The organism is Streptomyces tropicalis (assembly GCF_029269835.1).
In the GTDB taxonomy this organism is placed as follows: Bacteria; Actinomycetota; Actinomycetes; order Streptomycetales; family Streptomycetaceae; genus Streptomyces; species Streptomyces tropicalis.
The window spans coordinates 139,862-154,887 of sequence record NZ_JARJBB010000014.1; the positions used below are offsets into that span (position 1 = coordinate 139,862).

The following is a 15,026-nucleotide window of genomic DNA, read 5'->3' on the forward strand; positions in this document are numbered from 1 at the left end:
GTCCGGGTCAGCCGGTGTTGCGCAGGCCGGCGGCGACGCCGTTGACGGTGAGCAGCAGGGCCCGCGACAGGAGCGGGTCGGGCTCGTCGCCGGCGGCGGCCGCGTCGCGCTGCCGCTTGAGCAGGGCGACCTGGAGGTAGGAGATCGGGTCGAGGTAGGCGTCGCGGATGCCGAAGGTCTGGCGGAGCGCCGGCTGGGCGTCGAGGAGCTGGGTGCCGCCGGTGATGCGCAGGACCTCGCGGACGGTCAGTTCGTGTTCGGCGCGGATGGTGTCGAAGACGTGCCGGAGTTCGTCGGGGACGAGGGTGTCGACGTAGTGCTGGGCGATCCGCAGGTCGGTCTTGGCGAGGGTCATCTCGACGTTGGAGACGAAGTTGCGGAAGAAGTGCCACTGCTCGTGCATCTCGTCGAGCACGGTGTCCAGGCCGGTCTCGCGCAGGGCCTTGAGTCCGGAGCCGACGCCGAACCAGCCGGGCACGATCTGCCGGGACTGGGTCCAGCCGAACACCCAGGGGATGGCGCGCAGCCCGTCGAGGCCGGCGCCGGAGTCGGGGCGGCGGGAGGGGCGGGAGCCCAGGTGCAGGTCGGCGAGCTGGTCGACGGGGGTGGAGGCGAAGAAGTAGGCGGGCAGGTCGGGGTCCTCGACCAGCCGGCGGTAGGCGGCGTGGGCGGCGTCGGAGACGACGTCCATCGCGGCGTCCCAGCGGGCGAGGGCCTCGGTGGACTGCCGGGGGGCGGTGTGCAGGGCGGATGCCTGCAGGGTGGCGGCGAGGGTGAGTTCGAGGTTCTCGCGGGCCAGGGACGGGATGAGGTACTTGTCGGAGATGACCTCGCCCTGCTCGGTGACCTTGATCTCGCCCTCCAGGGTGCCCCAGGGCTGGGCGAGGATGGCGTCGTGGGTGGGGCCGCCGCCGCGGCCGACGGTGCCGCCGCGGCCGTGGAAGAGGCGCAGCCGGACGCCGTAGCGGTGGGCGACGTCGCGCAGGCGGCGCTGGGCGCGGTGGATCTCCCACTGGGAGGTGGTGATGCCGCCGAACTTGGAGGAGTCGGAGTAGCCGAGCATGACCTCCTGGACGTCGCCGCGCAGGGCCACGAGGCGCCGGTAGGAGGGGTCGGAGAGCATGTCCTCCAGGATGGTGTCGGCGGCGCGCAGTTCGTCGGTGGTCTCCAGCAGCGGCACGATGCCGATCCTGGCCCAGCCGGCGTGCAGGTCGAGCAGGCCGGCCTCGCGGGCGAGGACGGCGGCGGCGAAGACGTCGTCGGCGCCCTGGCACATGGAGATGATGTACGACTCGACGACCTCGGGTCCGAAGACCTCCAGGGCGCGCCGGACGGTCTGGAAGACGCCGAGGGTCTTGGCGCCGGCGGCGTCGACGGGGGCGGGGCTGGGGGCGAGCGGCCGGCGCGAGCGGAGTTCCCTGGCGAGCAGCTTGGCGCGGTACTCGCGGGGCATGTCGGCGTAGCGCCAGGATTCCTCGCCGAGCCGGTCGAAGAGCTGGCCGAGGGCGTGGTGGTGGGCGTCGGCGTGTTCGCGGACGTCCATGGTGGCGAGCTGGAGGCCGAAGGCGGCGAGGGTGCGGATGGTGCGGGCGAGGCGGCCGTCGGCGAAGAGGCCGCCGCGGTGGCGGCGCAGGGAGTCCTGGACGAGGCGCAGGTCGGCGAGGAGCTCGGCGGTGCCGAGGTAGTCGCGGCCGGTCTCGTGGGGGATGCCCTTGGCCAGGCGCTGCTTGGTGTTCTCGAGCTTCTGGCGGATGCAGGTGGCCTTGAGCCGGTAGGGCTCCTCGGCGTTGAGGCGCTTGTAGCGGGGGCTGATCTCGGGCAGGAGGTCCAGGTCGGCCCGGAGGGATGCGAGGAGTTCCTCGGTGGCGCCGGCGTAGCGGATCGAGTTGGAGAGCAGGCCGCGCAGTTCGTCGACCATGTCGAGGGCGTCGTTGATGCCGTGTTCGTGCTGGAGGATCAGCACGTCCCAGGTGACCTCGGGGGTGACGTTGGGGTTGCCGTCGCGGTCGCCGCCGATCCAGGTGCCGAAGGTGAGGGGGCGGGTGTGGTCGGGCAGCTTGACGCCGACCCGTTCCAGTTCGGCGGTGAGGTCCTCCAGGACGTCGCCGACGGCGCCGGCGTGGAGTTCGTCGAGGTAGTAGATCGCGTTGCGGGCCTCGTCGGCGGGTTCGGGGCGGACCACGCGGAGCTCGTCGGTCTGCCAGACGAGGTCGATGTTCTCGGCGAGCCGGACGTCGTGGCGCCGGCGGTCGGACTCGATGACGGGGGCTTCGAGGAGTGCTGCGACGCGCCGGAGCTTGTTGAGGACCGACCGGCGCGCGGCTTCGGTGGGGTGCGCCGTGAAGACGGGGCGGACGTTGAGGTGCTCGACCGTGCGGCGGACGTGGTCGGGGTCGGCGTCCTTGAGGCGGTCGGCGGTGCGGGCGAGGAGGCCGCCCTCGGTGGCGCGGCGGGCGCGCAGTTCGCGACCGCGGTGGACCTGCTCGGTGACGTTGGCCAGGTGGAAGTAGGTGGAGAAGGCGCGGACCAGCTTGGCCGCGGTCTCCAGTTCGGTGCCGCGCAGCAGCTCCGCGGCGGCCTCGCCGTCCTCGCGGGTGAGGCGGCGGACCTTCTCGACCAGGTCGAGGAGCTCGGGGCCCTCCTGCCGGACGAGGGTCTCGCCGAGGAGGTCGCCCAGTCGGCGGATGTCGGCGCGCAGCTCGCTGCTGGTGGTCGTCGGGTCGTCGGCACTGCTCACAGGTGCGGCTCCTTGCAGTGATCAATGGTGCGTCGCGCCGGCGACTCCCGGGAGGGCGAGGGCGGGCGACGGGTGGGATCTCTCGGAGGGGACCCGGACGGGTGCCGCGCGGCGGGTGCCGCGTGCGGGCAGGGCATCCGGGAAGACGTCAGAGCGGACCGCGCTGTCCGACCGTCCCCAAGTCTAGGTGTCGGGCGTGACGCGCAGGCTCGCGGGCTCGTGCCGGGGGGCGCGGCACTGCCATACTTACGATGCCGTAGGTTACGGGACCGTAGGGAGCTGATGGGTCTCCGTGGCCCTTCGGCACCCGTCTCGACCCTCGACCCCACAGGGGACGCCCATGACCACGAGCTCCGATGTGATCGAAGACGCCCGGGAGGCCGGCACCCCGGTGTCGTCCGCGACGCTGGGCGGTGAGCGGAAGGGTTCGATCGAGCAGATCACCCTGCTGCTGTTCATCGTCGTTCCGTTCCTGGCCCTGCTGGCGGCGGTGCCGCTGGCCTGGGGCTGGGGACTGAGCTGGCTGGACGTCGGCCTGATGGTGTTCTTCTACTATCTCGGCTGCCACGGCATCACGATCGGCTTCCACCGGTACTTCACCCATGGATCCTTCAAGGCGAAGCGGCCGCTGCGGATCGCGCTGGCGGTCATGGGGTCGCTGGCGGTGGAGGGCCCGCTGGTCCGCTGGGTCGCCGATCACCGCAGGCACCACCGGTTCTCCGACCACGAGGGGGACCCGCACTCCCCCTGGCGGTACGGCGAGACCGTTCCGGCGCTGCTCAAGGGCCTGTGGTGGGCCCATGTCGGCTGGATGTTCGACGAGGAGCAGACGCCGCAGGAGAAGTACGCCCCGGACCTGATCAAGGATCCGGCGCTGCGGGCGGTGTCCCGCCTGTTCGTGCTGTGGACCGCGGTGTCGCTGCTGCTGCCGCCGCTGGTGGGCGGTCTGGTGACGATGTCGTGGTGGGGCGCGTTCACGGCGTTCTTCTGGGGCTCGCTGGTCCGGGTGGCGCTGCTGCACCACGTGACGTGGTCGATCAACTCGATCTGCCACGCGGTCGGCAAGCGCCCGTTCCGGTCCCGGGACCGCTCGGGCAACGTGTGGTGGCTGGCGGTCCTGTCCTGCGGGGAGTCCTGGCACAACCTGCACCACGCGGACCCGACGTCGGCGCGGCACGGGGTGGAGCGCGGGCAGCTTGACTCCTCCGCGCGGATCATCCGCTGGTTCGAGCAGCTCGGCTGGGCCTACGACGTGCGCTGGCCGTCACGCTCGCGTATCGATTCCCGCCGGAACGGCCCGGAAGGCGGCTCCCGGAGCCGGAAGGGCACGGCCGAGGCGGCATGATGGTCGCCGTGGCGACCGACTCCAGCACCCCCAGCAACGACAAGCCGCGGCGCACGCGTCGCACCCGGATGACCGGTGCCGAGCGCCGCCAGCAGCTGCTGGAGATCGGTCGCACGCTGTTCGCGGCGAAGGGTTTCGAGGGCACGTCGGTGGAGGAGATCGCGGCGAAGGCCGGGGTGTCCAAGCCGGTGGTGTACGAGCACTTCGGCGGCAAGGAGGGGCTGTACGCGGTGGTGGTGGACCGCGAGATGCGGCGGCTGCTGGACATGGTCACCGGGTCGCTGACCGCCGGCCACCCGCGGGAGCTGTGCGAGCAGGCCGCGTTCGCCCTCCTGGACTACATCGAGGAGTGCACGGACGGTTTCCGCATCCTGGTCCGCGACTCGCCCATCCCGCAGTCGACGGGTTCCTTCGCGTCGCTGATCTCCGACATCGCCACTCAGGTGGAGGACATCCTGGGCCGCGAGTTCAAGAGCCGCGGCTTCGACTCCAAGCTCGCGCCGCTGTACGCGCAGGCGCTGGTGGGGATGGTGGCGCTGACCGGGCAGTGGTGGCTGGACGTGCGGCGCCCGAAGAAGGCCGAGGTGGCGGCCCATCTGGTGAATCTGGCCTGGCACGGCCTGGACGGCCTGGAGCCGAAGCCGCGGCTGATAGGGCACCGCAAGAGCTGAGGCGTGCCTTCGGGCCGCCCGGCCGTCCCGCGGCGCGGTCCGGCGTCAGCCGGCCGGCTCCAGGAACTCCAGCCGGTTGCCGACCGGGTCCTCGGAGTAGAAGCGGCGGTGGCCCGGCAGGGCGTCGTCCCAGGCGACGGGCGCGCCGTGGGCCGCGAGCCGGGCGGCGTACGCGTCGATGTCCGCGACCCGCAGTCCCGGGTGGGCCTTCCTCGCGGGGCGGAAGCCGTCCTCGGCGCCCAGGTGGAGCCGCACCGCGCCGGCCTCGAACCAGCAGCCGCCGCGCGCCGCGAGCGCGGGCGGCTTGGGGACCTCGGTCATGCCGAGGGCGCCCGCGTAGTACGCGCGCAGGGCGTCCTCCGTGCCGGGCGGTGCCGCAAGCTGCACGTGGTCCACGGCGACGAGCATCGCTCACGCCTCCTTCACGGCGACCGCGAAGACGCGGCGGAAGGGGAAGGGGGTGCCGTGCGGGCCGGCCGGGTAGGCGGCGCGCAGGGCGGTCCGGTAGTCGGCCAGGAACTCCTCGCGGGCGGTCGGGTCGTCGGCGAGGGCGGTGAGGACGGGTCGCAGTCCGGTGCCCTTCACCCAGTCCAGGACGGGGTCCTCGCCCTGGAGCAGGTGGAGGTACGTCGTCTCCCACACGTCCGCCGTGCAGCCGAGGCCGGTGAGCCGCTCCAGGTACGCCCCGGGGGCGAGGACGGCGTCGTCGTGGCGCAGGACGCCGTCGAGGAGGTCGCGGCGGCGGGTGGTCCCCGCCAGCTCGCGCATGAGCACGTGGCTGGGGGCGGAGAAGTTGCCGGGCACCTGGAAGGCGAGGGTGCCGCCGGGCTTCAGCGCGGCGATCCAGTCGGCGAAGCGGTCGGCGTGCCGGGGCACCCACTGGAGGGTGGCGTTGGAGACGATCAGGTCGCAGGGCTCGGCGGGTGTCCAGGTGCGGGCGTCGGCGGCGGCGAAGTCGAGGTGGCCGCCGCCGGGTGTGGGGCCCTCGTGGTCGGTGCGGGCGCGGTCGAGCATCTCGGGCGAGTTGTCGTAGCCGGTGATGCGGGCGCCCGGCCAGCGGGCGGCGAGCAGCGCGGTGACGTTGCCGGGGCCGCAGCCGAGGTCGGCGATGCGGGGCCGGTCGCCGGCCGGGTCGGGGATCCGGGCGAGGAGGTCGGTGAAGGGGCGGGCGCGGTGGTCGGCGTGGTGCAGGTACTGGGCGGGGTCCCAGACGGGGGCGGGGGCGGGCATGGGGGCCTCCTTCGCGGGCGTCGGCGCCGTACGGACCCGGGCGCGGCCGGGCGGGGCGCGCGGGGCGGTGCGGCTCTCGTGGCGTCCACTGTGACGCCCGCGATGTCTCGACGTCAAGAGAGTTGATGTCGAGAGAATCGACTTCAAGAGACTTCACGTCGACACAACCACTACACTGATCGTCATGGAGGACGAGGTCGATCGGCTGGTCGCGGCGTGGCGCCGGGAGCGCCCGGACCTCGACGTGGAACCACTGGAGGTGCTCAGCCGGGTGAGCCGGCTGGCCCGGCACCTGGACCGCGCGCGGCGGCTGGCCTTCTCCGAGCACAGCCTGGAGCCCTGGGAGTTCGACGTCCTGACGGCGCTGCGGCGCGCCGGATCGCCGTACCAGCTCTCCCCGGGCCAGTTGCTCACCCAGACGCTCGTCACCTCCGGCACGATGACGAACCGCATCGACCGGCTGGCCAAGAAGGGCCTGGTGGAGCGGCTGCCGGACCCCAGCGACCGGCGCGGTGTGCTGGTCCGGCTCACGGACGTGGGCCGGGACCGCGCGGACCAGGCACTGGCCGGGCTGCTCGCTCAGGAGCGGGCGATCCTCGGCGAGCTGTCGTCCGCGCAGCGCGGTGAGCTGGCCGCCCTGCTACGCCAGCTGACCGCCCCGTTCGACAACGTCCCCGGCTAGGTCGGCCGGCCCGACGCCGGCCCGACGGGCGAGGGCGACGGCGGCGAGGGTGGAGTGCACGCCGAGCTTGCCCAGCACGTTCTGCATGTGGGTGCGGACCGTGTGCGGGGAGAGGTAGAGCCGCTCGGCGACGGCCTTGCGGCCGAGCCCGGCGACCATGCAGCGCAGCACCTCCCGCTCGCGCGGGGTGAGCGACTCCACCAGCCGCTCGCTCTCCGTGCGGTGCCTGCGGGCCGCGGTCAGCTCCCGCAGCACGCCGGTCAGCAGGGCGGGCGGCAGATGGGTCTCCTCGCGCAGGACACCGCGGACGACGGTCAGCAGCCGGGACAGGGAGCAGTCCTTGGCGACCCAGCCGGAGGCGCCCGCCTGCAGCGCGAGCGCCGCCCGCCGCGGTTCGTCCTTCTCCGCGAGCACCACGGTCCGCACGCCCGGCTGGGCCACGCGCACCCCGGCGACCAGGGAGATCCCGTCGACCAGGCCGTCGGCGTTGCCCTCCTGCACCGGGACCGCGGTGCGGCCGCCCGGCACGTTGCCGCCGAGGTCGGCGTCGACGAGCAGGACGTCGAAGCGGCGGCCCTCGGCCGCGGCCCGCTCCAGGCAGCGCAGCGCCGCCGGGCCGGAGCCGGCCGCGGCGACGTCGACGTCGGGCTCGGCCGCCAGGGCGGCGGCCAGCGACTCGGCGAAGATGCGGTGGTCGTCGACGACCAGGACTCGGATGCGCACCACTGAAAACCCCCTTCCCCGAGCTCCCGAGAGAGCAGGGGACTCCCCAAGCGTCCGGAGAACGCCGACCGGCGCGGGCACGACACCCCCCGGGGGCGCGTCCCGACCGCACGGCCGCCGCCATGCGGAACCATGCGGAAGTGCTACCCCCACGCCGGGTGCCGTACCCGACTGTCTCGCCCCCTGAGCGGCACCGGCCCCCACCGGTGCTGCTCCTCAGAGTACGGACGGCCGTCGGGAGGGGAAGACAATTGACAGAACTGGCCGCACTGCGCGCCTAGGGTGTGCCGCATGTTTCGTATCGAGGCAGAAGTCGACAAGGACCGGCGCGATCTTCTCCGCTCCCGCCTCCGCGACTCGAACACGGCGGCCTCCCCGGAGTTCGCCGCCCTGCGCGGAACCCCGGCCGAGCGCGAGCTGCCGCTGCACGTGTGGGCGGTGGACGCGTCGGGCGGCCTGGCGGGCGGGCTGGTCGGCCACACGTGGACGACGTGGCTGCACGTGGCGTACCTGTGGGTCGACGAGCGGCACCGGGGCGCGGGGCTCGGCTCCCGGCTGCTGCTCCGGGCGGAACGCGTGGCCCGCGACGAACGCGGCTGCCGGGGCGCGCGCCTGGAGACCTGGGACTTCCAGGCGCCGCGGTTCTACCGCCGGCACGGCTACAAGGTGGTCTGCGCGATCCCCGACTACCCGCCGGGCGTCACGGAGTACACCCTCATCAAACCGCTGGGCTGACGCAGCCTCAGGCCGCCGTCGGCGGCGGGCGGGAGGCGGCGGGTACGGCGATCGGGGCCGGACCCGGGGCACGGGCGGACCCGGCGGCGGGGGCGGCTCCGGCGACCAGCGGGGCCGGGGCGCCGGCGGCCCGGGCGTGAGGGGCGGGGCGGGCCCGGAGGAGGTGGCGGCGGGCCGCCCGTCCGCAGCCGCTCGACGGCGTGTTCGGCGCGACGGCGGGCCCGCGGGTCGTCGTCCCGCCGGAAGACGAACAGCCGGGTCCTCCGGCCGACCCGCACACACGACACCGGCAGGTACCCGTGCGCGTACGCGATCCCCTCGGCCCGCGCCCCCGCCGCCCAGTCGGCCCGCACCTCGACCGTCCCCCGCCCGTCGAACCGCGCCCGGAGGGCGTGTCGTCGTCCATCAGCGGGCCTCCCCCGTGGTCCTCGTCCGTTGCCGGTGCCGGCGGGCATCCCTGCGGTGGGCGGCGTGTACGTCACCGGCCCGTGCCGAGGGGCCTGCATGGTCCTGGCCTTGCGGGAGGGTGCTCCGGGGCGGCCCCTCGGGGCGGGGGCGACCGGCACCGGCCGCTGCGCGCCGGGCGCGTGAAGGGGCCGGTGCGGGACGGGTGGTGAGGTCCCGTCAGGCCAGGCGCCGGGCGCCCGGGGACGGGACCGCTTCGAAGACCCGGGGCCGGGTGAAGGACGCCTCCGCGAAGGCCCGCTCGATGGTGCCGGTGAGGGCGGGGACGTCGGCCGCCTCCGCGAGGACGATCGCCGAGCCGCCGAAGCCGCCGCCGGTCATGCGGGCGCCGAGGGCGCCGGCCGCGTTCGCGGTGCCGACGGCCAGGTCCAGCTCCGGGCAGGAGACGCGGAAGTCGTCGCGGAGGGAGGCGTGGCCCTCGGTGAGGACGGGGCCGATGGCCCGGGTACCGCCGCTGCGGAGGAGGTCCACGACCCGCTCGACGCGGTGGTTCTCGGTGACGACGTGCCGGACCAGGCGGACGACCTCCTCGTCGTCGCCGAGCCGGGCCAGGGCCGCGTCCAGGCCGTCGTACGGGATGTCGCGCAGGGCGTCGACGCCGAGCAGGGCCGCGCCCTTCTCGCAGCCCGCGCGGCGCCTGCCGTACTCGCCGCCGCTGTGGGCGTGCTGGACCCGGGTGTCGACCACCAGCAGGCGCAGGCCCTCGGCCGCGAGGTCGAAGGGGATCTGGCGCTGGGACAGGTCGCGGCTGTCGAGGAAGAGCGCGTGCCCGGACGCGCAGCAGGCCGACGCCGTCTGGTCCATGATCCCGGTCGGCGCGCCGACGTAGACGTTCTCGGCACGCTGGCACAGCCGGGCCAGCCGCCAGCCCGGCAGGCCGAGGCCGTACAGGTCGTCGAGCGCCAGCGCGATCACGACCTCCAGGGCGGCGGAGGAGGACAGGCCCGCACCGGTCGGGACGGTCGAGGACAGGTGGACGTCCGCGCCGGTGACCGGGTGGCCGGCCTCGCGCAGCGCCCAGACCACGCCGGCCGGGTACGCCGTCCAGGCGTCGTCGCTCCCGGGGGCGAGGGCGTCCAGCCGGAGTTCCACGACGTCGCCCCCGGCCTCGGCCGAGTGCAGGCGCAGCAGGCCGTCGTCCCGGCGGGAGACGGCCGCGACGGCCTGCTGCGGCAGGGCGAAGGGCATCACGAAGCCGTCGTTGTAGTCGGTGTGCTCACCGATCAGGTTGACCCGGCCGGGCGCCGCCCAGACGCCCTCGGGCGCGGCCCCGTACCGTGCGGCGAAACCGTCCCCGACCTGCACCTGCTGTGCCCCCACCTACTGCTCCCTTGCGGTCTTCTGCGCGAACTCCCAGGCGTCCGCGACGATACCCGCGAGGTCCGTCCGGGACGGCTTCCAGCCGAGCCGCTCGCGGGCGGCCTCGGCCGAGGCGACCAGCACCGCCGGGTCGCCGCCGCGGCGCGGGGCCACGATCTCCGGGACGGGGTGGCCGGTGACCCGGCGCACGGTCTCCACGACCTCGCGGACGGAGAAGCCGTTGCCGTTGCCGAGGTTGCAGACGAGGTGCTCGCCCTCGGTGGCGGCGTCCAGCGCCAGCAGATGGGCCTCGGCGAGGTCGGCGACGTGGATGTAGTCGCGCACGCACGTGCCGTCCGGGGTGGGGTAGTCGTCGCCGAAGACCGAGACGGCCTCGCGGCGGCCCTGCGCGACCTGGAGGACCAGCGGGATGAGGTGCGACTCGGGGTCGTGGCGCTCGCCGTGCTCGCCGTGGGCGCCCGCCACGTTGAAGTAGCGCAGGGAGACCGCGGCGAGGCCGTGCGCGGCGGCCTCGCCGGTGATCATGTGGTCGACCGCGAGCTTGGACGCGCCGTAGGGGTTGGTGGGCCGGGTCGGCGCGGTCTCGGTGATCGGCACCTGCTCGGGCTCGCCGTAGGTGGCCGCGGTGGAGGAGAACACCAGCCGGCGCACGCCCGCGCCGCGCATCGCGGCGAGCAGGGCCATGGTGCCGCCGACGTTGTTGTCCCAGTACTTCTCCGGGCGGACGACGGACTCCCCGACCTGGGAGAAGGCGGCGAAGTGCAGGACGGCGTCGAAGGACGGGTCCAGCCACCGGGCGGCGTCGCGGATGTCGCCCTCGACGAAGGCGGCACCGGCGGGGACGCCCCGGCGGAACCCGGTGGAGAGGTTGTCGAGGACGACGACCTCGTGGCCCGCCTCCAGCAGGTGCTGCGCGACCACGCCGCCGACGTATCCCGCACCACCGGTGACCAGGTACTTCCCGCTCATGAACTCGCTACCTCTCGCAGTCGCTCGGCCGCACGCTCCGGCGGCACGTCGTTGATGAACACGTTCATGCCGGACTCGGAACCCGCGAGAAACTTCAGCTTGCCGGAAGTGCGGCGGACGGTGAAGAGCTCGAGGTGCAGGGCGAAGTCGTCGCGCTCGACGCCGTGGGAGGCCGCCGCCGCACCGAACGGGGCCTGGTGCCAGGCCGCGATGTACGGCGTCCGGGACCCGCCCGCGGAGCCGCCCCCTTCCGTCCGCCCGGAGCCGGCGCCCGTGTCCGGTCCGTCGAAGATCCGGTCGAAGCGCCTCAACAGTTCCAGATAGACCTGGGGGAACTCTGTGCGTGCCGCCTCGTCCAGGGCGAGCAGGTCCGGCACCCGGCGGCGCGGGTAGAGGTGGACCTCGTAGGGCCAGTGCGCCGCGTACGGCACGAAGGCGACCCAGTGCTCACCCTCCAGGACGATCCGCTCGCCGGCCAGTTCCCGCTCCAGGACGGCGTCGAAGAGGTTCTCCCCGCCGGTGGCCCGCCGGTGCGCCGCCACCGACCGGAGCATCGTCGCGGTGCGCGGGGTGGTGAAGGGGTAGGCGTAGATCTGACCGTGCGGGTGCTGGAGCGTCACGCCGATCTCGGCCCCGCGGTTCTCGAAACAGAAGACCTGCTCGACGGAGGGCAGATGCGACAGCTCCGAGGTCCGGTCCGTCCACGCGTCCAGCACCAGTCGCGCCTGCTCCTCGGTGAGGTCGGCGAAGGAGGCGTCGTGGTCGGAGGTGAAGCAGACGACCTCGCAGCGGCCCGCGTCGCCGGCGAGGGACGGGAAGCGGTTCTCGAAGACCACGACGTCGTACGAGGGTTCCGGGATCTCGCTGAGCCGGTCGCCCCGGGTGGGGCACAGCGGGCACTCGTCGGCGGGCGGGTGGTAGGTCCGGCCCTGGCGGTGCGAGGCGACGGCGACCGCGTCGCCGAGCAGCGCGTCGTGACGGATCTCGGAGGTGGTCACGGTCGGCTCCAGCGGGCGCCGGTCGGCGGCACCGCGCGCGGTGTCGTCCCGCAGGTCGTAGTAGACGAGCTCACGACCGTCGGCCAGCCGGGTCGAGGTCTTCTTCACGTGGGACTCCCTGTACCCGCATCTCTCACCCAACAGAATCAAACATAACACATCACAACTCACCACCACCGCGCACATCACAATCAAACAAAGACGACCAACAAAAGTGTTCATTTACTGAACGACAAGGCGTAGGTTCCCGCTGGATCAGTTCGCGCAACGAAGCGAGTTCTCATGCACACCCCCACAGACGCGCACGCCTACCTGGCAGCGGGGCTGCGGCTGCCCACGAACGGGCTCGACTACACGATCCTCGCGATCTATTTCGTCGTCGTCCTGGGCATCGGCTTCGCCGCCCGCCGCTCCGTCCGCACCAGCCTGGACTTCTTCCTCTCCGGGCGCTCCCTGCCCGCGTGGATCACCGGTCTGGCCTTCATCTCCGCCAACCTCGCCGCCACCGAGATCCTCGGCATGGCGGCCAACAGCGCCCAGTACGGCGCCTACACGGTGCACTGGTACTGGATCGGCGCCATCCCGGCCATGGTCTTCCTCGGCCTGGTGATGATGCCCTTCTACTACGGCTCCAAGGTCCGCTCGGTCCCCGAGTTCCTGCTGCTCCGCTTCGACCGGGGAGCCCATCTGCTCAGTTCGATCCTGTTCGCCTTCGCGGCCATCCTGATCGCCGGTGTCAACCTCTACGCCCTCGCGATCGTCGTCGAGGCGCTGCTGGGCTGGCCGCAGTGGGTGGCCATCGTGGTCGCCGGCGCCTTCGTCCTCGCCTACATCACCCTCGGCGGACTGTCCTCCGCGATCTACAACGAGGTGCTGCAGTTCTTCGTGATCCTCGCGGCCCTCATCCCGCTCGTGGTGCTCAGCCTGAAGAAGGTCGGCGGCTGGGGCGGCCTGACCCGTACGCTCACCAGGCAGCACGGCGACCACTTCGTCACCGCCTGGGGCGGCACCGGCATCGGCAGTGCCAACCCGCTCGGCGCCAACTGGCTGACCATCGTCCTCGGCCTCGGCTTCGTGCTGTCCTTCGGCTACTGGACGACGAACTTCGCCGAGGTGCAGCGCGCCCTGTCCGCGCGGAACCTGTCGGCCGCCCAGCGCACCCCGCTGATCGCGGCCTACCCGAAGATCTTCATCGTCTTCCTGGTGATGATCCCGGGCCTGGTCGCCGCGGCCCTGGTGCCTAACATCGGCACCTCCGCCTCCGGGCTCCAGTACAACGACGCGATCCCGTACCTGATGCAGGAGCTGCTGCCCAACGGCGTCCTCGGCATCGCGGTCACCGGCCTGCTCGCCGCCTTCATGGCCGGCATGGCGGCCAACGTGTCGTCCTTCAACACCGTGTTCACCAACGACATCTGGGCCAAGTACGTGGTCAAGGGCCGCGAGGACTCCTACTACGTGCGCTTCGGGCGGCTGATCACCGTCATCGGCGTGTTCGCGTCGATCGGCACCGCGTTCCTCGCCGCGTCGTTCTCGAACATCATGGCCTACCTGCAGACCCTGTTCTCCTTCTTCAACGTGCCGATGTTCGTCGTCTTCATCGTCGGCATGTTCTGGAAGCGCGCCTCGAAGAAGTCCGGGTTCTGGGGCCTGCTCGCCGGCACCACGGCGGCGATGGTGAACTACTTCGTCATCTACAAGCAGGGCATCGTCCGCATCCCCACCGACCAGGGCGCCAACTTCGTGTCCGCCATCGCCGGGTTCGTCGCCGGCGCGATCGTCATGTTCGCCGTGTCGCTGTTCACCCGGCCCAAGCCGGAGGAGGAGCTGCAGGGGCTCGTGTACGGCACCCGGTCGCCGGGCATGGCCGAGCCGGCCGCCCCCGGCGACGAGGCCTGGTACCGCCGGCCCGCGCTCCTCGGCTGGGGCGCGGTCGTCCTCGCCGCCCTCTGCTACATCCCGTTCTCTTTCTGACGCGGGAGGATTGAGAGACCATGCCTGAGAACTCAGGGTTTTCCGAGAAGGACGTCCAGCGGGAGGTCTCCGACCTGGAGGGCAGGTCGGCGACCGCCGCGCGGATCTTCGACCTGCGGCGCATCATCGGCGGGCTGTTCGTGCTCTACGGGATCATCGTCACGATCGCCGGCGTCACCGACTCCCAGGCCGCCATCGACAAGGCGCAGGGCGTCAACATCAACCTGTGGACCGGCATCGGGATGCTGCTGCTCGGCGTCTTCTTCCTGGTCTGGATGAAGCTGCGGCCCGCCACCCCGCCCCAGCAGGACGGTCCGGCCGAGGAGCGTCCGCCGTCCTGAGGCGGGGCGGCGCCGGGCGGCTACTCCGGTCCCGCCGCCGGCCCGCCGGGCCCCGCGGCGGGGCCCGGCCGGTGCGGCAGCGGGCCCGCCCGGTCCAGCAGACCGGTGCGGGCCGCCAGCGCCGCCGCCTCCAGCCGGGACCCCACGCCGAGCTTCATCAGCACCCTCTGCACATGGGTGCGCGCGGTGCTCGGCGCGATGCCCATGCCGGCGGCGATCAGCCGTGTGTCCTCGCCGTCGGCGACCCGGACCAGCACCTCCACCTCGCGCGGGGTGAGCATCTCCAGGAGCCGCCGGCCCTCGTCGTCGGGCTGCGCCGCCGGGTTGAGCAGTTCCCCGAAGGCGCCCTGGAGGAGCTGCGGGGCGACGGCCGCCTCACCCGCCCGCGCCTTCATGATCGCCCGCTCGACGCCCTCTATGCGCTCGTCGTGGCGCACGTACCCCGAGGCGCCCGCCGCGAAGGCCGCCGCGATCCCGCGCGGCGACGGCACCGGGCCCAGCACCACCACCGCGACCTGCGGCCGCTCCCGCTTGATGCGCAGCACCGGGTCGAAGGCGCCCGGCTCGGCCGGTGCGGCCGTGCCCAGCAGGCAGACCTCCGGCGCGCGGCTGATCACCAGGTCCGCCGCGCCCGCCGCGGGCGCCGCCGCGGCCAGCACGCGGTGTCCGCGCAGCTTCAGTGCCGAGGCCAGCGCCTCGGCGAGCAGCCGGTGGTCGTCGACCACCATCAGCCGCACTCCCATCGAGCAAACCCCCCAGTCCCCCACGGACGCCCACCACGGCCGCCCACGGGACCCTGCGGGCAGCCCTCCGGCCGGTGGCCCCCCGGCGCACCT

At 73.1% G+C, this 15,026-nt stretch carries 14 protein-coding genes; 6 read left to right on the top strand and 8 right to left on the bottom strand.

From position 1 onward, the window contains the following. Positions 1-7 precede the first annotated feature (7 nt). On the bottom strand, positions 8-2,737 hold the full coding sequence (ppc, locus tag P3H78_RS24120; RefSeq protein WP_276111230.1) for a phosphoenolpyruvate carboxylase: 2,730 nt from the start codon (positions 2,735-2,737) through the stop codon (positions 8-10). A gap of 340 nt (positions 2,738-3,077) precedes the next feature. Between ppc and P3H78_RS24125 the strand changes: the two genes are divergently transcribed. Beyond that, positions 3,078-4,082, top strand: a complete 1,005-nt coding sequence (locus P3H78_RS24125; RefSeq protein ID WP_276111231.1) for an acyl-CoA desaturase — start codon at positions 3,078-3,080, stop codon at positions 4,080-4,082. After that, positions 4,079-4,753, top strand: coding sequence for a TetR/AcrR family transcriptional regulator (locus tag P3H78_RS24130; protein ID WP_276111232.1), 675 nt, complete (start codon positions 4,079-4,081; stop codon positions 4,751-4,753). Before P3H78_RS24125 ends, P3H78_RS24130 begins: the two co-directional genes overlap by 4 nt. Before the next feature lie 45 nt (positions 4,754-4,798). On the opposite strand, the gene P3H78_RS24135 is transcribed toward P3H78_RS24130, so the two are convergent. Together P3H78_RS24135 and P3H78_RS24140 are read right to left on the bottom strand one after the other, a co-directional pair. Next, positions 4,799-5,161 (bottom strand): VOC family protein, encoded by a 363-nt coding sequence (locus tag P3H78_RS24135; protein WP_276111233.1) that lies wholly within the window; start codon positions 5,159-5,161, stop codon positions 4,799-4,801. A gap of 3 nt (positions 5,162-5,164) precedes the next feature. Then, positions 5,165-5,983, bottom strand: a complete 819-nt coding sequence (locus P3H78_RS24140) for a trans-aconitate 2-methyltransferase (RefSeq protein ID WP_276111234.1) — start codon at positions 5,981-5,983, stop codon at positions 5,165-5,167. 184 nt (positions 5,984-6,167) lie between these two features. Between P3H78_RS24140 and tamR the strand changes: the two genes are divergently transcribed. Continuing rightward, on the top strand, positions 6,168-6,665 hold the full coding sequence (gene tamR, locus P3H78_RS24145) for a MarR family transcriptional regulator TamR (protein ID WP_276111235.1): 498 nt from the start codon (positions 6,168-6,170) through the stop codon (positions 6,663-6,665). On the opposite strand, the gene P3H78_RS24150 is transcribed toward tamR, so the two are convergent. After that, entirely contained in the window at positions 6,624-7,391 is a 768-nt protein-coding gene (locus tag P3H78_RS24150; protein WP_276111236.1) for a LuxR C-terminal-related transcriptional regulator, read from the bottom strand. The two genes, tamR and P3H78_RS24150, sit on opposite strands and share 42 nt — an antisense overlap. Before the next feature lie 288 nt (positions 7,392-7,679). On the opposite strand from P3H78_RS24150, the gene P3H78_RS24155 reads away from it, so the two are divergent. Then, the gene (locus P3H78_RS24155) at positions 7,680-8,123 is read left to right on the top strand and encodes a GNAT family N-acetyltransferase (protein WP_276111237.1); all 444 of its coding nucleotides are present in this window, start codon (positions 7,680-7,682) and stop codon (positions 8,121-8,123) included. A gap of 624 nt (positions 8,124-8,747) precedes the next feature. On the opposite strand, the gene galK is transcribed toward P3H78_RS24155, so the two are convergent. From galK to galT, 3 genes are read right to left on the bottom strand one after another with little or no spacing between them, the layout of a single operon-like run. Then, complete coding sequence (gene galK / locus P3H78_RS24160) at positions 8,748-9,908, bottom strand: galactokinase (protein ID WP_276111238.1); 1,161 nt, start codon at positions 9,906-9,908, stop codon at positions 8,748-8,750. Then, positions 9,909-10,877: a UDP-glucose 4-epimerase GalE gene (gene galE / locus P3H78_RS24165; RefSeq protein WP_276111239.1), complete on the bottom strand. Its 969-nt coding sequence runs from the start codon at positions 10,875-10,877 to the stop codon at positions 9,909-9,911. Then, complete coding sequence (galT, locus tag P3H78_RS24170; protein WP_276111240.1) at positions 10,874-11,983, bottom strand: galactose-1-phosphate uridylyltransferase; 1,110 nt, start codon at positions 11,981-11,983, stop codon at positions 10,874-10,876. Before galT ends, galE begins: the two co-directional genes overlap by 4 nt. 174 nt (positions 11,984-12,157) lie before the next feature. Between galT and P3H78_RS24175 the strand changes: the two genes are divergently transcribed. Next, entirely contained in the window at positions 12,158-13,849 is a 1,692-nt protein-coding gene (locus P3H78_RS24175; RefSeq protein ID WP_276111241.1) for a sodium:solute symporter family protein, read from the top strand. 20 nt (positions 13,850-13,869) lie between these two features. After that, complete coding sequence (locus P3H78_RS24180; RefSeq protein ID WP_276111242.1) at positions 13,870-14,190, top strand: hypothetical protein; 321 nt, start codon at positions 13,870-13,872, stop codon at positions 14,188-14,190. A 20-nt stretch (positions 14,191-14,210) separates the two neighbouring features. Here P3H78_RS24180 and P3H78_RS24185 read toward each other — a convergent pair whose 3' ends face one another. Continuing rightward, on the bottom strand, positions 14,211-14,933 hold the full coding sequence (locus tag P3H78_RS24185) for a helix-turn-helix transcriptional regulator (RefSeq protein WP_276111243.1): 723 nt from the start codon (positions 14,931-14,933) through the stop codon (positions 14,211-14,213). Positions 14,934-15,026 lie beyond the last annotated feature (93 nt).